The organism is Romboutsia sp. (genome assembly GCF_056995035.1).
Window position 1 is genome coordinate 81,651 of the sequence record NZ_JBXKIW010000048.1, and the last position, 22,934, is coordinate 104,584.

The window sequence follows — 22,934 nt, forward strand, 5'->3', positions numbered from 1 at the left end:
ATAAAATAATATATAGTAAAACTATTTTCGACTTAAAATTTTTGTATTTTTTTAAGAACTACAGGTATTTGTATTCCTGTAACAAACTCATCTAAATTACTGATCTAAATTAATTAAATATAAACTCTTTTACCTTTTTTATATAAAAATTTAAACTTCTAAGCTCTTTCATTAAGTTTAATCTCCAAATATATGATATACTAGTCGTTACCATCTCTAAATGGTTTTAAAATACCTCAATCTTCATAATACATTAGTGAATCTCTTCATATATTAGAGATTTCCTCTATTTTATAATAATCTTTCATATTATAGTAATATTATTTCTTCAATATACTCTTCATTTTCTTTATTATTATCTTTCTCTTCATCTTTATCTTTATTATTATCTTTCTCTTCATCCCCATCATGATTTTTATAAAGTAAGCTTATGATTTTACCACTTATGCTTACAGCAATTATAGAAAAAAATATTTGTTTAAGGTCTAAGTACACCAATGATAATAAAAGTACTATACCATCAGTTACTAAATAAATTTGGTTAACTTTTAGACTTGTGAATTTACTTCCTAAAAGTGCAATTACGTCATCTCCTCCGGATGCACCTCCTCCTCTTACCACAAGCCCTACTCCTATTCCTACTCCTATTCCTGCTAATATACTCGCCAATAACATGTTGTGAGTAAGATTCGGTACTAAAAATCCTATATTTTCCCATACTTTATATGTTGTAGAAAATGTAACTGTGGATGTTAATGAGTATAATAAAAAGCTTTTTCCAAAGAATTTAGACCCTAATGTAAATAATGTTAAATCTATCATTAGACTCGTTATTGCTGGTGATATATCAAATATATTTTTTATTAAAAGTATCAAGCCTAATACTCCACCTTCAGTTACACTATTTTGATAATTAAAATTATAACTTCCGAAAGACAATATAGACGTACCTACAATTATTAATGTAATACTTTTTATGACTTGTTGTTTTGACCGCAAAATATCACTCCTATTTTATATAATTCAAATAAATTTATGCTTAACATTAGTATATACTATAGCACAATACCAATGTACGTTTTTTATTAATTTATTTCCAATTATGTAAATATGTCATCATCATATATTATCTCTTTATGCACAAAATATATTAACTTTATTTTTAAGGAGGTATTATTATGAAAGATCAATCTTATATTTCTAATTACGAAATTGCTCATATAACAGAAAATGAAGAGACTGCTATAAAAAAAGTAGAAAGTGAGCTTAAAAATTCTACTGGTAAAGACTTAATTGTTATAGCTTGGGAGAAAAAATAATATCTTTTTTAAAGTAAATACTAAAACACCTATACCATTTCAATAATGTATATAGGTGTTTCCATTTTTTATTTATTAAGTTAATCTTAATATATGTACTTATTTTAATTAAGTATAAAGAAAGTTCCTATTAATAATAAAGTAACTCCTATGTATTTGTATAGATGCATTGTTTCTTGCCCTAAGATAGTACTGTCAATAAAAAATCCTATTAATATTTGAGACACTACTATTAATGTCACTGTATTTGATACTCCTAAACTTGGTATTGCTCTAACCGTAAAGTATATTACAAGACCACCTAGTACACCTCCAAATAATAATTTTGGATTTATATCATTTATATTTATTAAAGCTTTTAAATCCCCTGTTACTATTATACTTATCAAAAAAAATATAGCCCCTACCACTAAGCTTATAAATGTTGCTATTAATGCTGTTGTATTTTTTCCTAATTCTCCATTTATAAACGATTCCATTGCCGTAGAGCTACCTGCTAACACCGCACATAAAACTGCCCCTAGTTGTGACATTTCTGTCCCCCCCTTTAATATACTTATTACTAATTTTATGATAAAACATATTTATTAATGCCCTTATATAATAAGTTGTCTAACATTTTTTTTAGATAATTTTAATTTAAAGTGTTTAGTACTATGCGGTTTTTTGTTATAATTACTTTAAATTTATTATATAATTAAAATTTACGAGGTGAAAAAATGTTTAAAATATTTAATATTAACTTTAATAATATATATAAAAAAGAAAATTCAACTAAGTTTATAATGATGGGTGCTTTATTGCTTGCATTAGGTGTTTTGTCTTTTTTATATAAAGGTATCGGAATTAAAATAGTTTCTTGGACATTAGCCCTATCATTATTATTTGCAGCTTATTTAAATCTAAAAAATATTAATGAACTTAAACGATATGCTTCTAAAAATGAAATTGCACCATCTATACGTATACAGCTTCTATTATCCTTTGGTGCTATTTTATTAATTTTATTTCCAACTAAAATTCAAGGGTTTATTTCTTCTCTATTTGGTATTTACTTTATATTTTCACAATCATTGATAATACTTAAAAGCAGAAAAAATCCTTATTATAAATTAGGATTTTGGAGTGTATTTAAATTAATATTAGGATTTATCTTGGTATTTTCACCATTTTTCTTATCTAAATTTATTGCATCAATATTATCAATGTTGATAATATTATTAGGTATTCACTTATTATTTACTGGTAATAAGCTTAGAATTTAAATACTTTCAAATGAAAATGTGTTGCTTAGTATTATTAAAGACAACACATTTTATTTTAATAACATGATATAATGTTTTCTATCTATATATACTTGTATCTATATGTTTTTCATAAACTTTATTTCCATCTTTATCATATCCATAAAGATATGAATTTGCAGTCCTTCCACTCGCATATCCAACAGGTTTATACTCTATTCCTTTAAGTGCATGCTCATTTGACCAAAATTCTATAGTTAATGTACCTCCTCCCGTATGAGTATTTATAACTATAGGATATTCATGAGTATTTTTAAATTTATAATCTATACTTCCAGATGCTAATGTCGCATCAAGACCCCTTGGTACATAACTGACAGGATGTGAATGGTTTCTTCTTTCTGTTGGTAATATTCCTGATTTTAGCTGTGTATTATACAAAGTTGAAGAAACCTGACATACACCTCCACCTATACCTTGAACAAGTTCTCCATCACTTATAACAGGTGCATATGTATACCCATTGTCTTGAGTTACAGGTCCAACTGATTGCTCATATGAAAACTCATCTCCTGGCATTAAAAGGAAATCATCTATTTTTTTTGCTGCTGCTTCTACATTGCTACCTCTTCCACCACCTGGTGCATATGTTGTTGAGTAAGTTGATATTTTGTAATTTACTTTTTTTAGATCTTCTTTATTTATTTTAGGATTATCATCTATATATTCCCCATTTATTTTTATATCTTCTTTATATATATTATTGCCTTTTACACACTCTTCTATAGTTGATAAAAGTGATTTAGTATCTAACTTTGTACCTTTTTTTCCAGCTTCATATTTAATATTATTTCCATTTATTATAACCTTAGCTTCCTCACATTTTTTATCAGTTTCTTTACCTATTTTCTGTGCTTTTTCTTTTAACTCATTTTCTTTTAAATCAATTTCTAACTTATACTCTTGTTTTTGTTTAGTTAATATTAAAATATATTTTTGAAATATATTTTTGTCTTTATTATTATTAAAAATTTTATATGATAATTTGTCTTCATTGTAATTTAATACTATATCTTTCATTTTTAAATCATAAGCATTTCCATTAGCATTTATGTTTACTTTCTTATCATTTATTTTATTTTTGAATTCGTCTATTCTTTTATTTAAATCATCTTTATTTAAACCTGCTACATCTTCTCCGTATATAAAGACCCCTGGATACACCACACTATCATATTTAGATACAGTAGTATTAATAATTATAATTCCTACGATTATTAATCCGATTATACTTCCTATCATAATTGCTATTTTTTTATTTTTATTGTGACGATGTTCAATATCATTATCTTCAATTTCAACTTCTTTTTCACTATCATTTCTATCTAGATTATCTTTTAAACTTTCTTCATTATCCCCATAGCTCTCATTTTCTATTATTTCTTCTTTATTAACTTCTAAATTTTCGTCTTCAATTGATATATATTCATGTTCATCTTTAGCTTTTATACTTTCTTCTTCTCTACTACTTTCTTCTTCAACATCCTGACTTTCTTCTATTCCTTGTTCATCAGTTGTATTAGAATCATCATTTTCTTCTCCCTCTCCATTAAAACTTTCTTTATCTTTATCCATAATTTTACTCCCCCTTGAATTCCTTTAATTAGTACATTTTATTAAGGCATTCAAATATATATTCAGTAAAATATGTAACAGCATTGTAAACATTATTTATAAATTTACTGCTTATGTTTTATAAATATATGTAATTTGTATATATGTTTTTTTTATGGTAATATAAATTAATGTATACAATACTAATTAGAAAAAGGTGATACAATTGACAAAATTTAAATATGCTTTTGATAATAAAAGATATCATACATGGAATTACCATCTTAGGAATACATTTGGCGAAAAGGTATTTAAAGTATCTATAAATGCTGGTTTTACTTGTCCTAATATAGATGGAAAAATAAGTCATGGCGGATGTACTTACTGTAGTAAAGAAGGGTCTGGGGACTTTGCTGGAAATCCTAAAGATAATCTTATTAAGCAATTTAATGATATAACACAAATGATGCACAAAAAATGGGCGTCTGCAAAATATATAGGTTTCTTCCAAGCATTTACTAATACTTATGCTCCTCTAAATGTTTTAAAGGAAAAATATGAAACTATATTAGCTCTTGATGATGTTATTGGGCTTTCAATATCAACAAGACCTGATTGTTTGCCTAATGATGTAGTTGACTACTTAGGAGAACTTAATGAAAAAACTAATCTATGGGTAGAATTAGGTTTACAAACCATTCATGATAAAACCTCTAAACTTATAAATAGAGGGCATGATTATGAAGAATTTGTTAAAGGAATTGAAAAATTAAAATCAAAAAATATAAAAGTAATAGTTCATATAATAAATGGCCTACCTGGCGAAGATTATGATATGATGATGGAAACTGCAAAAGAAGTTGCTAGTATGGGTGTTGATGGTATAAAAATTCACCTACTTCATGTTATTAAGGATACTCCTATGGAGAAAATGTTAGAAAAAGGTATGATGACTTTAATGACTCAAGATGAATATGTAAACTTAGTTTGTGATCAACTTGAAATTCTTCCTGACACTATGATTGTCCATCGATTAACTGGCGATGGTAAAAGAGATGAATTAGTTGGTCCTTTATGGAGTCTGAAAAAATGGGAAGTTTTAAATGCTATAGATGACGAGTTAAAAAGACGTGATTCTTATCAAGGTTTAAAATTTAATAAATAATAAGTGTATTCAAGTACTTATTTAATAATCCCCCAATATATTACGATATGTATTATATTGGGGGATTTTTTGAATTAACTTTACATTTTTCAGAAATTATATATTATAAATCTTACTTATCTATATTTTGTTGTAATTTCCTTGGAAATATATTTTTACATTTAATTAATTTTATACTCTAGATATTTTATTATAAAAATTGACCATCATACCTTCTTTTATGTCATTAGCTTCTTCTTCATAGCCTAGAGCTTTTACAAGTTCTATACTAAATTCTATAGCAGTTGCGGGTCCCCTACTTGTTATAATATTTTCATCTATTACAACTACATCTTCTATATAAGTCACACTTTCTCTATCCTTTACAAAACCTGGATATGATGTACATTTTTTACCCTTAAGCACTCCAAAGTCTTCTAAAGTTTCTGGTGCTGCACATATAGCGGCCACTATTTTTTTAGCTTTATTTAATTCTTCAACAAAAGATTTTACTCTTTTATCTTGTAGATTTGTAGCCCCTGGTAATCCTCCTGGTAGTACTATTGCATCATATTCTTTAGCATTAATATCATCTATACAACAATCTGCTTTTATCAAAATATTATGAGTTCCTTTTACATACTCTTTATTTATTGAACACATATCACATATTATATTAGCCCTTCTTAATACATCTACAACTGATATAGCTTCAATTTCTTCAAATCCTTCTGCTAACATTACTAATACTTTCTTCATATACATTCCTCCTGCGTATGCTTAATTTTACTATTTATTTTAACATTATTTACATATGGTAAATAGAGTAATTTCTTGTTACTATTAAATAAGTTTATACATTTAAACAACATATTATTTTTTCAAATTAATCATATATCTATTCTAGCTGATTTTTACTTTTTTATATGACAAATTATTTAATAACCATTTATTAAATAAAATTAATTTTATGAGGTGTAAAATATGCTAATGAGCGCTCATTTTTTAATTGCTAACTCAATACTTGAAAATATAGATAATAACAAATCTTTTTTTATTAGTGAAAAAAACTTTATCTACGGAAATATAAAACCTGATATATCTTCTAAATATGTTTTTCTAAAGCATTATCGTACTGAATCTTTAGATATGATTACATTTAAGGTAAATTATTTATGCAATCTTAACTTAGATAGTTTATCTAAATATTTTTCTTTGAATAAATTTAATCAAGAGCTTGGTGTTATATGCCATTTTTTATGTGATTTCTTTTGTGTTCCTCATAGCCAACGTTGGGAATTTAAACATAGTATGAAAAAACATATGCTCTATGAAAAAGAATTATCTGCAGTTGCCAAAGAATTAAATTTATCAAAGTTCAAAGGAGATGTTATAACGCATAATTCCTTTGAAGACTTTTTCTATGCTTTATACGAAGAATATATAAGTAAATTAGATTATAAAAATGACTTATTATTTTCTTCTTATGCTTGTAATAGTGTTATAAATTATATTCTAGACTGCATATTAGAAAACACTTTAAATTCTAATACATTAGTTCATTGTGTTTAGGTGTTGAAATTATTCAACACCATTTATTTTTTTTATAATTTCTATTGCATCTGCTACACTATTTACCGTATAATTAGCACTTTTCTTTACACTTTCTCTAGAATTATACATTGCAAAACTATATTTAATTCCCTCTAACATATTTATATCATTGGGAGAATCTCCTATTGTTGCAATTTCATCTTCCTTGAGTCCTAAAATATTGCATACATATTCTATAGATTTTCTCTTTGATACACCCTTTGGAACTATATTTATAGTATTTTCAGCTGAAAAATATATATCTAAAACTTCATTAAACTCACTTTTTAAATATAACTCTATTGTATATAATTCATCTAAATCATTAGAAACCACACCTATATTTCCGACTAAGTCTTCAAAACTATCTTTATTTATGAATTTAGGATCTATTATATAATCATTTGTATAAGATTTGATTTTTTGTATATCTTCTAATAACACAATTCTTCCATTATATTTAAAATACAAATGGGCTTTACTTGATTTAAATCTACTTATAACTTTCTTTACTAAGTCATCATCTATAGTTCCTTTATAAATCATTTTGTGGTCTTTATCATGTACAAAAGAACCATTTTCACATATATAGTATCCATTTATATCTAAACTGTCTTTAGTCATTTTATAAGCTTGTCTAAAAATTCTACCTGTAGCTATATTAAATTTGACACCTTTTTCTTCTATATTTCTAATTGCATCTATATCTTCTTTATTTATTCCACTATGATATAAAGTTCCATCTAGATCACAAAATATATGCTTTATCATATAAACCTCCTAAGATTCTATTTGATATATTTTTATAATTCTAGTAATTTTAATCTTAGTTCATTAAGTAAGCTTTTAGTTGCTCTTAATCTTATACTTTGTCTATTTCCATTAAATACAAACTTCTTGATTATTGTTTCACCATTTATATAAATTCCTATATAAACAAGTCCTACTGGCTTTTCTTCGCTTCCACCTTCGGGACCTGCTATTCCAGTAGTAGATAATCCTATATTAGTATTAAAGTTTTTTGCTATACCCTCTGCCATTTCTTTAGCAATTTCTTCACTAACTGCACCATATTTATGTAGAGTTTCTTTTTTAACACCAAGTCTACTTATTTTAGCTTCATTAGAATATGTTATACATCCTTCCATAAATACTGATGATATGCCTGGGTAATTTATAAGAGATGAACTTACTAATCCTCCTGTACATGATTCTGATACAGATATTGTCATATTTTTATTCACAAGAAGTTTGGCAACTTCTTCTTCTAATGACGTTTCTCCCTCTCCATAAATAAATTGACCTACCCTAGCTTTAATTTTTTCGACTGTTGGCTCTATTAAAGCTTTCGCTTCCTCTTGTGTTTTAGCCTTTGCTGTTATTCTAAGTATTGCTTCTGCTTCCTTTGCATATGGAGCTATCGTTGGATTACTTTGTTCTTTTATAAGGTCTATTATTCTCTCTTCTAATAATGATTCACCTATTCCAAATGTTCTAAGTGTTTTTGATACCAACATACTATTTGCACATTTTTGCAAATATGGCTTTATAGATTCCTCAAACATTGGCTTCATCTCTCTTGGTGGCCCCGGCAATACTACTATTGTTTTATTATCTTTTCTTAGTATAGCTCCTGGAGCTGTTCCATTATTATTTTCTAGTATTATTGCCTCTTCTGGGAAATATGCTTGTTTTTTATTATTTTCACCTAATTCTATATTTAATTTTTTAAAATAATTTTCTATTTTTTTTAAAGATGGTTTATGTAATTTAAGTTCTTGATTAAAATATTTACATGCAACTTCTTTAGTTATATCATCATTAGTAGGCCCAAGACCTCCTGTTGCTATTACTATATCACTTCTTTTCAAACTTTCTTCAAATACTTTCATAAGTCTTTCTTCATTGTCACCAACAGTATTTTGATAATAAACTTCAATTCCAAGAGCCGCTAGTTCCTGTGCTAAATACTGAGAATTAGTATTTACTATATCGCCTAAAAGTATTTCTGTTCCTACTGCTATTATTTCTGCTTTCATTTTCTTCACCCCTCTTATATAATTTTAAACTATTTATATTAAATTGATGTAATAAATTTCTAAATTTCATATTTTTTTATTTACTAAAACCACTATCAGCTGAAACTTCACTTGTTGTGGTACTTTCAACTATTGTATATAAAACATATACTTTAAGTATAAATAATAAATGACATAATTAAACTTAATTAAAACTAGGAGTGATATATATGAAAATAGCTGTTATAATGGGTGGAATATCATCTGAAAGAGAAGTTTCCCTAAATTCAGGAAGAGAAGTTTATAATAACCTTAATAGAGATAAATATGAAGTTGTAAAAATAATATTAGATGATAAAATGGATATATTTACAAAGCTTACTCCTGATATAGATTTCGCATTTTTAGCTCTTCATGGTAAGTTTGGTGAAGACGGTTGTATACAATCGATACTAGAAACTATGGATATACCATACTCTGGTTGTGGTCCACTTACAAGCGCATTATGTATGGATAAAAATATGACCAAAAAAATATTGAGAGATTCCAATTTACCTACTGCACCTTGGGTAGTTGTAAAATCTATTGAAGAAATAAACTATGATAAAATTGAGGAACTTGGTTATCCTGTATTTATAAAGCCAAACTGTGGTGGCTCTAGTGTTGCAACATTCTTTGTTCACTCTAAAGATGAAGTTTTAAGCGCAGTACAAAATGGACTTGAAGTTGATGAATGTGTAATGATTGAAAAATATATACCAGGTGGTGAATACACATCATTTGTACTAAACGGAGAAGTATTCCCTACTATATCTATAAAAGCTAATTCAGAATTTTTTGATTATAAATCTAAATATAGTACAAATGGAGCAATTGAAGAAGTTATATTTTTAAAAGATAATTTACAAAAACAAATAAATGAAATTTCTAGAACTTGTTGGAACATTTTTAATTGCAAAGCATATGTAAGAGTTGATATTATAATAAGTGAAGGTATTCCTTATGTACTTGAACTTAATACTCTTCCTGGAATGACTCAAACTAGCTTAATTCCTAGAAGTGCAAAATCTAGAGGAATAGAATTTAGTGAGTTATTAGATAAAATAATAGAATACTCCCTAAGTTAAATATTTATAGAGGTGATATGTTGTTATTTTCCAATTTTAAATTAAATGATACTGAAACAATTTATATACAAATTAAAAATCATATTAGTGATATGATAAAAAAAGGTCTAATCCCAAATAATAGCAAGCTCCCTTCTACAAGGGAGCTTAGCCAGATTTTTAACATAAGTAGAAACTCTGTTATCCTAGCTTATGAAGAATTAAAATCTGAAGGAGTAATCTACTCTATTTGCGGAAAAGGAACTTTTGTAAATTCTCAAAATACTATTTTAAATAATACTTGGAATATTAATTGGGACAATCTTGAAAATGATTATTCTAAAGTAGCAAACGAAATGGATATTGTTAAAAATGAAATACCTTGGAGATCTGACTTGATTTCTTTTAAAAGTATTTCTCCTAATGGTGAACTTTTTGATATGGATGAATTAAAGAAATCTTTTTTAAATAGAATATCTCTGGAAGGCCATAAAATATTGAACTATGGATATGCAAAGGGTTATCGACCTTTTATAAATTACCTTCTTAGCTATATGAATACAAAAGGTGTTGATACCTATAATAAGGATGTTCTGATTACTAACGGTTTTACAGAAGGTTTAGATATGATTTTATCTTCCTTTGTGGAAAAAGGCGATTACATAATATGTGAAAATCCTACGCATAATACAGCTATAAAAATATTTAAGGCTCTTGGTCTTAATATTATAGGCGTTAACATAAATAAAGATGGTCTTGATTTTAATATGCTTGAAAGTAAGTTAAATACTTTTAAGCATATTAAAGAAGTTAAAATTAAGTTTGCTTATATAACGCCTTCCTATCATAATCCAACTGGAATAGTAATGAGCCCTGAAAATAGATATAAATTTTATAATTTAATGAAAAAATATAATATAGCTATAATCGAAGATGGATTTAATGAAGAACTTCTTTATTCTAGTTCTCACATCTTCCCTATTTGCTCTTTAGATAACTTAAGCAACGGTGTTATTTACATAGGAAGCTTTTCAAAAATACTTTTCCCAGGAATAAGAGTTGGATGGATTTTAGGAGATAAAAATATTATTTCTAAATTAGAAAGTATTAAAAGATGCAAAAATATACATACTTCTTTTTTAGATCAAAGTATTTTATATGATTACCTTAGTAATGGTAGTTTTGAGAAATATGTAAAAAAAATAAGAAAATTTTATGGCGATAAATTTAATTTTGCTTCTGAATGTGTTAAAAAATATATCCCTAATGAATATATCCTTGGTGATGGTGGCTTACATATTTTTATAAAACTAAAAAACATAGACTCTAGAATATTATTATCTAAATGTTATGAAAAAGGAGTTATTTTTATGCCTGGAGATATATTTTACATTGATAATAAGGGATATGATACCTTAAGACTTGGTTTTTCAAGGTTATCTTTTGAAGATATCAAGAAAGGTATAAAAATAATTGGTGATACTATATTAGATTTAATTGAATAAATTTATAAACTACACTAATAATATTTATTAAATATTATTAGTGTAGTTTATTATTATGAGTTATAATATATATAGTTTTTAAGTATAGATACTACAACAATGTTAATATAAGAATTTAATGACTTATTTTCAAATATTTATATTAATATTTATCATATTTTTAGTTGAAGAGGTGATTTATTATAAAAAAATTAAGTTATTTATTAATTCTTGCATTGATTGCTACTGGTGGATTTTTCATAAATAAATCTAGATCTAATAAATCAAAGCTAGATACTTTAAATAAGGAACAAGAGAGTTTATATATAGAAACTGAAACAAATATATCTAATAAGGAATCGATTCAACAGACTAAACCTCTTTTTTCTTACTCTAATATTTCAGGTGATATAAAAAATAAAATGCTAGGCTTATCTATGCCCGAAAGTGAGCCTTTAAGTTTTGATAGTCTTAGTTATTTAACTTTGAGCTATTATGGCTTCGATAGTAATACTCATGTAGGAAATATGGTTGTTGACAAAAGAGTTGCATCTGAGGTTGTTGATATATTTAAAGAAGTATATGAGAAGAAATATCCTATTGATAAAATAAGATTAATAGATGAATATAATGCGGTTGATAACCTTTCTATGGTTGATAATAATAGTTCTTCTTTTTGTTATAGAACTATTGCTAATACTAGTGTTATTTCAAATCATGGAAAAGGACTTGCAATTGATATAAATCCTCTTCAAAACCCTCATGTAGTTGGAACTAGTGTTAACCCTGAAGAAGGTTATGTTTTTGCAGATAGATCTAATATTCAGATGGGGATGATAGTAGAAGATGATGATTTATATAATGCTTTTATAAAAAGAGGTTGGAGCTGGGGAGGTCATTGGAAAAATGCCGATTATCAACATTTCGAGAAAAAAATAGACTAAATAATTTAGAAATATAGGTGATATTATGAATTTAATGACTTTAGAAAATATATGTAAAAGTTATTCAGAAAAAACATTATTAAAAAACATTTCTCTTGGTATTAATGAAGGAGAAAAAATAGGTATTATAGGTATTAATGGTACAGGTAAATCAACGTTACTTAAAATCCTAGCTGGGGCTGAAATAGCTGATAGTGGTACCATCGTAAAAGCAAATAGAGTTAGAGTTGAATACCTTCCTCAAAATCCTGAATATGATGAAAGTTTTACGGTTTTAGAGCAAGTATTTAAAGGTACTTCTGAGGAAATGAAATTACTATTAGAATATCAAGAAACGCTAGATAAAATTAATAAAGATTTTAGTGATACTTTAAATACTAAATTAATTTCTTTACAAGAAAAAATTGATGCTCTTAATCTTTGGGATTTAGAAAGTGAAGCTAAAATGGTTTTAACAAAACTTGGCTTAACTGACTTTAATAAAAAGATTAAAGAATTATCTGGTGGTCAAAGAAAAAGAGTTTCACTTGCTTCAGCTCTTATTACACCTTGCGAGTTATTGATACTAGATGAGCCTACAAACCACTTAGATAATGATACTATTGATTACTTAGAAGAATATCTTAATAGTAGACGTGGTTCACTACTTATGATAACTCATGATAGATATTTCTTAGATAGAGTTTCTAATAGAATAATCGAGTTAGATAAAGGTAGACTATTTAGCTATGATGGTAACTATTCTGATTTCTTAGAAAAGAAAATGGAAAGATTAGCTCTTGAGTCTAGCATGGAAGAAAAGCGTCAAAACTTAATGAGAAAAGAACTTGCATGGGTAAGACGTGGTGCTAAAGCTCGTAGTACAAAGCAAAAGGCTAGACTTCAAAGATTTGACGAATTAACAAACCAAGATGATTTTAGTAATGATGAAAAAATGGATATATCAGTTGGTTCTACTAGACTAGGAAATAAAATTATAGAAATACATAATATTTCTAAATCTTTCGATGATAAAATTTTAATAGATAACTTAGAATACACACTCGCTCGTACAGATAGAATAGGTATAATTGGTAAAAATGGTATGGGTAAATCTACGCTTATAAATATATTAAACGGACAACTTTCTCCTGATAGTGGTCAAATAGAAATAGGTGAAACTGTTAAGATAGGATGCTTTAATCAAGATGATTCCCATATGCACTCTGAAATGAGAGCTATTGATTATGTAAAAGAAGGTAGTGACTATATCGAAACTTCTGATGGAACTAAAATATCAGCTTCTCAAATGTGTGAAAGATTTTTATTTGATTCTACTATGCAATATACTTTAATCGGTAAATTATCTGGTGGTGAAAGACGTAGATTACATTTATTAAGAATTCTTATGACTGCGCCTAACGTGCTCTTATTAGATGAACCTACCAATGATTTAGATATCGATACATTAAATAGACTTGAAGACTATTTAGATGAGTTTAGAGGCGTTGTTATAACAGTATCACATGATAGATATTTCTTAGATAGAATTTGTAATAAAATTTTTGCCTATGAAGGTGTTGGTAAAATCCATATCTATACTGGTAACTATAGTAATTACTTAATCTATAGAGAAATCCAAGGCATAGAATTTGAAGAAGCTCAAAATATAAAAGAAGAATCTTCTACTTCTAAAAAAGAAAAGCCTAAGAGTGAAAAAAAACTTAAATTTACTTACAATGAGCAAAGAGAATTTGATACTATAGATATTGATATTGAAAAACTCGAACAAAAAATAGAGAATCTTGAAGCTAGCACTTCTAACTTTGCTACTGACTTTGTAAAATTACAAGAAGTTCTTAATGAAAAAGCTGAGGCTGAACAAGAACTTGAACATAAATATGAGAGATGGGAATATTTAAATAATTTAGCTGATGAAATTACTAACTCTAAGAACTAAATATTTAATAACCACAATGCCTAATCTTTCAAAAATAACTACCACTTAATCAACCGATTAATTTGGTAGTTATTTTTATTAGCTCGAATTGTACTTAAATATTCTATAGTGTGAATAAATTTGAATATAACTGTATACTAGTTTTCTATATTATCAATTATCTCAAAACTATATATAATATGGTCAATTATTTCCTCATATATTGGTTCAAGGTATTTATCTACAATGACCCTAACGTCATATACCCCTAGTTTTCCTTTGGATATAAATATATAATTACAAGTTCCATCAATACCTTCTCCACATATAAGCTTTCCATCACAGTGTCCATTATTAAAATCAACAGATTCTATACATCCCATATTATTTGCAACTCTATCAAGGGATACGCATCCAGTCATATTCTCAGGTATCTCTATTAAAAATACTTGCATCTTTATATTAAAAATAACATCTCCATTAAAATTATCTATTGCTACAGCATCAAAGCAAGCTTTATTTTTAGATTCTAGCTCGATCCAATCTATTGGCATATCTATATTAAATCCTAAGTTACTATTTTTATTTTTAAACTTTGTGTCTACTTTTTTATTTAATTTCCCTTGTTCTTCATATCTCATTTCTCTTAAAAGAGAACCTGATTTTTTAAATCCATGCTTATATGATTCTAATAAATATTTTTTAGCTTTTTCATTATCTTGTTTTATCCCTAATCCTTCTTTCAATAATCTGCCCAATTCATATTGTGCTTGAGAATTATTATTTTGTGCACATTTTTCTAAATAAAATATAGCATCTTCATATTTTTCTTCTTCTAAGAAATCCATTCCTGTTTCAAAATCATTCAACATATTGCCCTGACTTTCTAATGCTTTTTTTATTATTTCTTTTTGGTATTCTATTTCCTTTTCTCTTTTTTGATTATTAAACATCTCTCTAAACATTTCATTAATAGCCATTAATCGTTCCCCCTATGTTAAACTTCTATGTCTTACTTTATCTTATTTTTTAAAACGAAAAAGTTGACTTTTTTTAAAATTATTTTATCATTATATAAATAAATCAATATTATAGCCAAACTTATTTTTTTATAAGATAATTTGAGTATAGTGTATCAATTTCATAGTGTAAGGCATAATATATATAGGACGGTATTTGACATTTGCAAATAACTTAGTCCTCCTAAAATGCTACTTTTAAAATTATTTAAGAGTAGCATTTTTTATTGCCTTAACTTTGACGTATTTAAATGTTAAATTTTACCTGTATTGTAAATAGGGGGGTGCTTTATGGTAAAAAAAAATAACTTACTAATAGTAATTATTAGCAAGTTATTATAATAAAAAGCTTCTGTAATATATTTATCAGAAGTTTTTATTATTTTAATAATCGTATTCCGTATAGCTTTCACATAAAACTACTCTTATTTTTTTATTGAACATATTTTTATATCCTAATAAGAATTCATTCAATTCTGAATCCATTAAACTTATTTTTTTATTGCTATAAAGCAAAACCTTTTCTTGGTCTATTACTATTTCAATATCATTAATATCATTTTTAATAGATGTAGTTATACAGCTTTTAGGTTGTATTTTATGTCCATATTTTTCATAAAATCCTGCACTCTTTTTAATTGATTCTATATTTTCATTAGCCATATTATCTATATTAATATTTCCAAACCCTGCAGTTGATGGGTCTATTCCAAAGTTTTTAAGTTGCTTTTCTACTTCTTCAGAATCCATTCCATATCTTTCCATAAATTTTTTTTGTATATTCATGAATTTTTCTTGGGATATATTGTTCTCTTGCATATAATCAAATATTTTCTTTGAGAATTCAACCATCGTTAAGCTTCCATCCATAACAGAAAAATATAAATTATATATATATTGTTCAAATTTATCTACATCAGAATCTTTGACTTTGTTTTTTAAATCATTAAAATTGATTATTCTATCATCAGACATATCTATTCCTCCTAGCTAAAGTTTTTCTTGTATATGATTATAACATATTTATCATAACTTACCTTGTAAATTTAATTATTTGACTACTAGCATCTATATTGCAATATGCACCTAAAGGCAACGTTAACATCGGCATACAATGCCCTGCTTGTAAATTATATATTGATGGCTTTTTAACTTTTTCTGAGATTTCTTTTAATAAATCAATTATTTCATTATCATCATCATTAGATTTTCTACAATCACTAAAATCTCCATATATTATTCCATTACAGTCAGTGAGTTTACCTGCATGGTATAAGTGCATAAGCAGCCTATCTAATTTATATACATATTCTCCTACTTCTTCAATAAACAGAATTTTATTTTTTGTATCTATTTCATACTTAGTTCCAAGTGTAGATACTATGAGAGATAAATTTCCTCCAACTAACATACCTTCTGCATTACCATGATATATTGTGTGTATTTTTTCTTTAGTTGGATTTTTTATGATTAGTTCTTCTTCAAAATTTAATGCATTTAGTAACGATATATAAGTAAATTCATCCCATTTAGGAGCTGTATAAGCCATTATTCCATGATATGTTGATAGATTACATTTTTGATTAAATACAATATGGAGTACTGTAATATCTGAAAATCCTATAAATATTTTAGGACTTTCAGATATTATTTTATAATTTATCTTATCTAATAACCTACTAGCTCCATAGCCTCCTCTTAAGCACATTATTGCATCTATATTTTTATCTAAAAACATTTTTTCTATGTCTTTAGCTCTAGTTTCATCATCTCCTGCTAAATATCCTTTATGTGTTAAATAGCAACTATCTCCTATCTTAACTTTATATCCATACTCTTCTATGGCGCTTTTTATCTGTTCAATATTTCCTTTTCTTAATGGCCCTGATGGTGCTATAACTCCTATTGTATCTCCTATATTTAGAGTTTTAGGTGTATTCATATTTATCCCCCTTAATGATTACTATCCTCTCTTGATATTTAATGCTCTATAACTTTCACTATTATTTATATATACTTTTACTGATATTTTTGATACTCTTACTAAGATTTTTTTATACATGCTAAAAGATGAGGATATAATTAAATATCCTCATCTTTAATACATTAAAACTTCTTCTATTTCATTAGTCATACAAACTGCATTTTGGAAAAAATCTTCTACATACACTACTCCTTCACTTATTCTTGAATATTCTGATGCAAAGGCAAGTATATGGCTTTCTATAGCCTCTTCTACACTACAGTTGCATTTACTACTTTCATTTTTATAAACTGAGTTTATGAAATCTTCTATAAGCTTTATATCTCCTTCTCCATAAAGATTTAAGCTTTTTCCCATATATACTATTTCATCTTCTTGTTGTGTAAACCTTTTAATATTTATTTCATTTTTTAAAAAACTTCCGTCAACTTCTCCATGGCTGAACATTAATTTTATTATTCTGTCACATTCTTTTGTAAATGCAGATAAATTAAATGTTGCAGTTATTCCATTTTCAAATTCTAATATACTGACCATATTATCTACAACGTTATTATCACATCTATACACACATCTTCCATAAGGTCCTTTTTCTAATATTTGCTCTAAATTTTCTTTAGTAGGATTAATATGTAATGCATTGTTTATATCTCTATCATTTTCTAAATATATTTTTTTAGCTGAATAAGGACATTCACTCTCCACACTACAAGCGAAACAGTTTTCTCCCATATTTTCTTTAAAGTGTGCATTGTTCATGTGTTTCAGATTACCAAACGAAGCTATTTTTTTACACTTACTTCCTGTTAGATGCATTAATATATCGAGATCATGACAACTCTTATTTAAAATTAAAGGGCTTGTGTCACTATCATTTCTCCAGTTACCCCTTGTATGACTATGTGCAAAATTCCAGTATCCTATATTTTCATTATGCTGAATGCTTATTAGTTCTCCTAGTTCTTCACTTTCTACTATTTCCTTTAGTTTATTGAAGAATTCAGTATGTCTCAATACACTACAAGTCATAAGTATTTTTTCACTATATTTTTCGCTTAAGTCTTTAAGCTTCACTAACCTATCAAGTGTATTTGCTATAGGATTTTCTAAAAGAACATGATATCCTTTTTCTAAAAGTAGATTAGTATGATCATAATGTCTATCATCATTACTAGCTATTATTACTGCATCTGCAATTTTTTCTCCTTCTAAAAATTCTTCTATACTTTCAAACACTTGATTTTCATGTATATTATACCTCTTAGCAAATAAATCTCTTCTTCCTTTTTTAGGCTCTACTACCGAAATTATTTTAGACCTTCTAGAATCTTCATATATATATGGTGCATATACATATGTTCCCCTTAAGCCTGCACCTATTATTGCTATTTTTACTATTCCCATATTAATTCTCCCCTTTACATATGCTTAGTATATATCTAACTTATATATTTTACTTGTTATATAATTATAATCTTGCAACATTTCTTCTAGGCTATTTTCATAGTCTCTTCTATTTATATTTACAAACTCTAAAAGCTCATCATAATTAGTAGATACTATTTCTACAATTGATTTATCTATATAGTTAGAATCTACCATATCATAAAGTATTTCTAGAACTTTATCTTTTGAAAAAGATTTCTTATAATATCTTTTTTCTGTTAACGCACAAAATATATCACTTACACTTATTATTCTATCTCCTATGCTTAAATCCTTTGCATTTAAACCCTTACTATAGCCACTACCATCTAGCTTTTCATGATGATTGCAAGCTAAGCTTATTAGCTCTTCCTCTATACATGCATCTTCTAATATTTCTCTTGAATAACATACATGTTGTTTCATTATTTCAAATTCTTCTTTTGTTAATTTATCTTTCTTTTCAAGTATATGCTTTGGTGTACATACTTTCCCTAAATCATGTAAATATGCACCTATTTCTATTTTTTCTTTATACGCATGACTTAAATCCATTTTACTGCATATTCGATTAGTCATACATGATACACTAACAGTGTGAAGAGATGTTTCAAAGCTAAAAAAATCTATTGATAAAGGTATAAATAATAAATACTCTTTGATTAATTCGATATCAAGTTCTACACCTTGCATTATTTCCCATATATATTTTTCATATTTTCCACTTATAATTTTTTTTATTAATCCTTTATTTTTTATCAAATCATGTAATATCTCCATATGATTTTGATTAAATGAACTGTTGTCCATGTTATATATAAATTCAGTTATTTTTTCTTCATTATATTTTAATAAGTTACAAAACATTGACACTCTATCCCCTAAGCCTATTAAAAAAGCTTCCTGCGGTATTTCTATTTCTGATATATACTTATCTTTATCTTTATAAGAATGATGATGATATAAAACTGACGGTGCCATGTGCTTAAAAATCTTACTTTTATTTAAAATAGCATATCCATAAATACAATGTTTTCCCGTATCTACTACTTCAAATTGTTTAATATTATTCAATTCCTCTGTTTTATACGCACCTATATCATGCATAAATGATGCCATTGCAAGGTAATATATTTCTTGTTTGTTATAAGCCAATTCATTAGCTATCATACATACAATATAAGCTGTTTCTATACCATGATTAACTATGTCTTTATCTATATTTTTTAATATTGCTTGTTTTATTCTAAATAACTCTAATACATTAATTCTCCGCATAATAAATTCATTTTGCTCCTCTTTAAATATTTATTTCTCATATTTCAGACAATTCGGTTTTAAATCTTAATAATCAAATAAATGGCTAAAAATAGGTATCTATGTTACATACCAGACTATATTTAAATCAGTTTTTCACTCGCTAAGCATAGTTTTCATGTTAAAATTCACACCTATTTTATATGTCAAAAATAAATATTTAGTTTTCAAATTTAATCAAGCGAAATATGAGGTTTAAATTACTTTCATGATATTATAAATCGTTAATAATTACTCCAATTCAAGCCAAAATAAAATCATAAAATAAATTTTCACTACACAATTATCTAACGTCTATATTTCATTTCAGTAATCTATAATCTACATTATACACTTTTTCCAATGATATTCTATATTTTAACTCATATTTATCTTAAGATAAACCTACACTACTTTTAATTTTAAAAGTTATGTCAGGTATCTCATATAAGGTTAATAGATATTTTGACAAAGTTTTTAGATTCCACAGGACAATCGAGTCCTTTTTAATACAAATAAAGTTTAAGTATCTAATTGTTATAAATAGCTACTTAAACTTATTGTATTATACTTTTGTATATATTGATTTATCTTTAAATTTCTTTTCATCTATAAAATTTATAATTATTATTTTAATAATATATATAGATTGTTTTATGTATATGTATTACAATTTATATTGTCAAAATTTATTGGAGGTTTTTATAATGGAAATAAAAAGATTTGAAGGTACTGGAAGAATGAGCAGAGCAGTGGTTCACAATAATACGGTTTATTTATGTGGACAAACCCATGCTGAAGGAGATATAAAAGATCAGACGGCTGCTGTTTTAGCTAAAATAGAAGATTTATTAAATAAATATGATTCTGATAAAAGACATATTTTATCTGTTACAATATATGTAAAAGATATGAATGATTTTGCAGATATGAACTCTGTATGGGATGCATGGATTGAAGATGGTTTCGAGCCAGCTAGAGCTTGTGTTGAGGCAAATATGGCAAGAGAATGCTTACTTGTTGAAATGAGTGTTGTAGCTGCTGTTAAAAAATAATTAGTAATTTATATGAGTTTAATAATTAAATTTTATAAATAAAAATGGGATTGTATGAAATCCCATTTTTACACTGCTATATATTTCAAAATCTTACCTCTTACTTTTCTTATATTTATTATATTTTTATATATACTTTTTATCTTTAATTCTTGTTCTTTTAATAACCTATGAGCTTCATATATATCTATTAACTCAAATTTTATAATATCATTAGGCTTAGCTTGAGCCAATTTATATAAATCTACACTTATTACGTTTCCTATTTTAGTGTACCCTCCACTAGTTTGTCTATCGGCTAACATTATTATAGGTTTTCCATGTCCTGGTACTTGTATTGCTCCACAAGATATTCCATCTGATATTATGTCAGCACTTTTTATATGTTTTATACTTTCACCTTCTAATCTACATCCCATTCTGTCTATTTCATTTGTAACTTTATATTCATTATCTAAAAACTTATTTATTTCACTGTCACTAAAACAATCGAATTGAGGTCCCTTAACTATTCTAAGAACTATAGTAGCATCATATTTAGGTATATACTCCTCATCAACCTTTTTATTAATAGTAAAATCTCTTTCTTCAAAGAAAGTACTTATATAATCATCCTTTTTAAGTGCTCTTCCTTCAAATCCTCCAATTTTACCTCTTGTGTATGTTGACTTGCTTCCCATTACAATTGGTACATCTATTCCTCCAGCAATTGATATATATGCTCTTACCCCTGATTTTGCTCCTTTGAAAGATAATATGTCTCCAGGATTTATTTCATAAGACCTCCATATATCAATTTTTTTACCATTTAAATTAGCTCCTAAGTCTGCTCCTGTAATTGCTATTTGAGTATATTTATCAAACTTAATCGTAGGACCAATCATTAAAACTTCTAAAGAAGCTTCATTTTCATCATTACCTACTAATATATTTCCTACTCTATGAGCATATTCGTCCATTGCGCCACATCCAGATACTCCATATTGACCGTATCCTACCCTTCCTCTATCTTGTATTAGAGTTTGGAAACCACCTAATTCAACTTTAAATCCCATATTTTTCACCCTTTTGATTAAAATTCATATTTTTTTCTATTTTTATAAATTCATCTAAAGTTATAGGAACAAATTTTATAAAGTCTCCTGCTGTAAGTAAAATTTGTTGTTCTCTATTTTCATCATATAATTTTATTGGAGTTCTGCCTATTATTTGCCACCCTCCAGGGCTATCTATCGGATATACACCAGTTTGAGCCCCTGCTATACCTACACTACCTGCGTGTATCTTAGTTCTTGGTACTTGAAGTCGTGGTGTTGCTATTCTTTCATCCATACCACCTAAGTAAGGAAATCCTGGCGTAAAACCTAACATATATATTAAATACTCTTTACTTGTGTGTATTTGAATTACCTCGTCTACAGTTAAATTATTATGATTTGCTACAGTTTCTATATCTATTCCAAGCTGATTATTATAACATACTGGAATCTCATGAATCTTAGGTTCTTTAATTTTTATTTCTTCCATTTTTTGTTCTAATTCCTTTACTTTATTAATTAAATCATCATACTCTATATTTAGTGGGTTATAGTTTATCATTAAAGACCTATATGTTGGTACCATTTCTGTAACTACATTTTTAAGGCTTGATTTTTCTATAACTTTCATTAATGATATTACTTTTTTATTAATGCCTTCATTTATTTCATTTCCAAATTCTACAACTATACTTTTATCGCCACCTAAAAAATACTTAGTTTCCATTATCTCT

Annotated in this window: 22 protein-coding genes; 9 read left to right on the plus strand and 13 right to left on the minus strand. The window is 26.7% G+C overall.

Translation table 11 applies throughout. The features are described from left to right. Window positions 1-309: 309 nt before the first annotated feature. Window positions 310-999: a YitT family protein gene (locus AC11VW_RS06860; RefSeq protein ID WP_484300658.1), complete on the minus strand. Its 690-nt coding sequence runs from the start codon at window positions 997-999 to the stop codon at window positions 310-312. A gap of 179 nt (window positions 1,000-1,178) precedes the next feature. On the opposite strand from AC11VW_RS06860, the gene AC11VW_RS06865 reads away from it, so the two are divergent. Beyond that, window positions 1,179-1,319, plus strand: coding sequence for a hypothetical protein (locus tag AC11VW_RS06865; RefSeq protein ID WP_484300659.1), 141 nt, complete (start codon window positions 1,179-1,181; stop codon window positions 1,317-1,319). Between the two features lie 104 nt (window positions 1,320-1,423). Here the strand turns inward: AC11VW_RS06865 and AC11VW_RS06870 are convergent, their stop codons facing one another. Further along, complete coding sequence (locus AC11VW_RS06870; RefSeq protein WP_484300660.1) at window positions 1,424-1,852, minus strand: DMT family transporter; 429 nt, start codon at window positions 1,850-1,852, stop codon at window positions 1,424-1,426. 186 nt (window positions 1,853-2,038) lie between these two features. Between AC11VW_RS06870 and AC11VW_RS06875 the strand changes: the two genes are divergently transcribed. Beyond that, window positions 2,039-2,584: a DUF308 domain-containing protein gene (locus tag AC11VW_RS06875; RefSeq protein WP_484300661.1), complete on the plus strand. Its 546-nt coding sequence runs from the start codon at window positions 2,039-2,041 to the stop codon at window positions 2,582-2,584. A gap of 78 nt (window positions 2,585-2,662) precedes the next feature. Here the strand turns inward: AC11VW_RS06875 and AC11VW_RS06880 are convergent, their stop codons facing one another. Further along, window positions 2,663-4,198 carry a VanW family protein gene (locus tag AC11VW_RS06880; protein ID WP_484300662.1) on the minus strand — a complete coding sequence of 512 codons (1,536 nt, stop codon included), beginning with the start codon at window positions 4,196-4,198 and terminating at the stop codon, window positions 2,663-2,665. A 205-nt stretch (window positions 4,199-4,403) separates the two neighbouring features. Between AC11VW_RS06880 and mnmL the strand changes: the two genes are divergently transcribed. Beyond that, the gene (mnmL, locus tag AC11VW_RS06885) at window positions 4,404-5,342 is read left to right on the plus strand and encodes a tRNA modification radical SAM protein MnmL/YtqA (protein ID WP_484300663.1); all 939 of its coding nucleotides are present in this window, start codon (window positions 4,404-4,406) and stop codon (window positions 5,340-5,342) included. 171 nt (window positions 5,343-5,513) lie between these two features. Here the strand turns inward: mnmL and AC11VW_RS06890 are convergent, their stop codons facing one another. Beyond that, complete coding sequence (locus AC11VW_RS06890) at window positions 5,514-6,080, minus strand: DJ-1 family glyoxalase III (RefSeq protein WP_484300664.1); 567 nt, start codon at window positions 6,078-6,080, stop codon at window positions 5,514-5,516. Between the two features lie 225 nt (window positions 6,081-6,305). On the opposite strand from AC11VW_RS06890, the gene AC11VW_RS06895 reads away from it, so the two are divergent. Beyond that, window positions 6,306-6,893, plus strand: a complete 588-nt coding sequence (locus AC11VW_RS06895) for a zinc dependent phospholipase C family protein (RefSeq protein WP_484300665.1) — start codon at window positions 6,306-6,308, stop codon at window positions 6,891-6,893. Window positions 6,894-6,902: 9 nt separating this feature from the next. On the opposite strand, the gene AC11VW_RS06900 is transcribed toward AC11VW_RS06895, so the two are convergent. Together AC11VW_RS06900 and AC11VW_RS06905 are read right to left on the minus strand one after the other, a co-directional pair. Next, window positions 6,903-7,685, minus strand: a complete 783-nt coding sequence (locus AC11VW_RS06900) for an HAD family hydrolase (protein WP_484300666.1) — start codon at window positions 7,683-7,685, stop codon at window positions 6,903-6,905. A 32-nt stretch (window positions 7,686-7,717) separates the two neighbouring features. Further along, window positions 7,718-8,953, minus strand: a complete 1,236-nt coding sequence (locus tag AC11VW_RS06905; RefSeq protein ID WP_484300667.1) for a competence/damage-inducible protein A — start codon at window positions 8,951-8,953, stop codon at window positions 7,718-7,720. Window positions 8,954-9,162: 209 nt separating this feature from the next. Between AC11VW_RS06905 and AC11VW_RS06910 the strand changes: the two genes are divergently transcribed. From AC11VW_RS06910 to AC11VW_RS06925, 4 genes are all read left to right on the plus strand, one after another. After that, entirely contained in the window at window positions 9,163-10,059 is an 897-nt protein-coding gene (locus AC11VW_RS06910; RefSeq protein ID WP_484300668.1) for a D-alanine--D-alanine ligase, read from the plus strand. Between the two features lie 20 nt (window positions 10,060-10,079). Beyond that, a complete protein-coding gene (locus tag AC11VW_RS06915; protein WP_484300669.1) occupies window positions 10,080-11,543 on the plus strand; it encodes an aminotransferase-like domain-containing protein in 1,464 nt (487 codons plus the stop codon). A gap of 215 nt (window positions 11,544-11,758) precedes the next feature. Further along, window positions 11,759-12,466, plus strand: coding sequence for a M15 family metallopeptidase (locus AC11VW_RS06920; RefSeq protein ID WP_484300670.1), 708 nt, complete (start codon window positions 11,759-11,761; stop codon window positions 12,464-12,466). 25 nt (window positions 12,467-12,491) lie between these two features. Then, window positions 12,492-14,405 carry an ABC-F family ATP-binding cassette domain-containing protein gene (locus AC11VW_RS06925; RefSeq protein WP_484300671.1) on the plus strand — a complete coding sequence of 638 codons (1,914 nt, stop codon included), beginning with the start codon at window positions 12,492-12,494 and terminating at the stop codon, window positions 14,403-14,405. 137 nt (window positions 14,406-14,542) lie between these two features. Here the strand turns inward: AC11VW_RS06925 and AC11VW_RS06930 are convergent, their stop codons facing one another. From AC11VW_RS06930 to AC11VW_RS06950, 5 genes are all read right to left on the minus strand, one after another. Beyond that, window positions 14,543-15,364, minus strand: a complete 822-nt coding sequence (locus AC11VW_RS06930; RefSeq protein ID WP_484300672.1) for a tetratricopeptide repeat protein — start codon at window positions 15,362-15,364, stop codon at window positions 14,543-14,545. Window positions 15,365-15,787: 423 nt separating this feature from the next. Next, entirely contained in the window at window positions 15,788-16,378 is a 591-nt protein-coding gene (locus AC11VW_RS06935; protein WP_484300673.1) for a DUF3867 domain-containing protein, read from the minus strand. 58 nt (window positions 16,379-16,436) lie between these two features. After that, window positions 16,437-17,345: a S66 peptidase family protein gene (locus AC11VW_RS06940; RefSeq protein ID WP_484300674.1), complete on the minus strand. Its 909-nt coding sequence runs from the start codon at window positions 17,343-17,345 to the stop codon at window positions 16,437-16,439. 156 nt (window positions 17,346-17,501) lie between these two features. After that, entirely contained in the window at window positions 17,502-18,791 is a 1,290-nt protein-coding gene (locus AC11VW_RS06945) for a Gfo/Idh/MocA family protein (RefSeq protein WP_484300675.1), read from the minus strand. A gap of 24 nt (window positions 18,792-18,815) precedes the next feature. Further along, window positions 18,816-20,090, minus strand: coding sequence for an HD domain-containing phosphohydrolase (locus tag AC11VW_RS06950; RefSeq protein ID WP_484300676.1), 1,275 nt, complete (start codon window positions 20,088-20,090; stop codon window positions 18,816-18,818). Between the two features lie 725 nt (window positions 20,091-20,815). Between AC11VW_RS06950 and AC11VW_RS06955 the strand changes: the two genes are divergently transcribed. Further along, a complete protein-coding gene (locus tag AC11VW_RS06955) occupies window positions 20,816-21,163 on the plus strand; it encodes a RidA family protein (RefSeq protein ID WP_484300677.1) in 348 nt (115 codons plus the stop codon). Between the two features lie 68 nt (window positions 21,164-21,231). On the opposite strand, the gene AC11VW_RS06960 is transcribed toward AC11VW_RS06955, so the two are convergent. Further along, window positions 21,232-22,218, minus strand: a complete 987-nt coding sequence (locus AC11VW_RS06960; RefSeq protein ID WP_484300678.1) for a 5-oxoprolinase subunit C family protein — start codon at window positions 22,216-22,218, stop codon at window positions 21,232-21,234. Continuing rightward, a complete protein-coding gene (gene pxpB / locus AC11VW_RS06965; RefSeq protein WP_484300679.1) occupies window positions 22,208-22,927 on the minus strand; it encodes a 5-oxoprolinase subunit PxpB in 720 nt (239 codons plus the stop codon). Before pxpB ends, AC11VW_RS06960 begins: the two co-directional genes overlap by 11 nt. Between the last annotated feature and the right edge of the window lie 7 nt (window positions 22,928-22,934).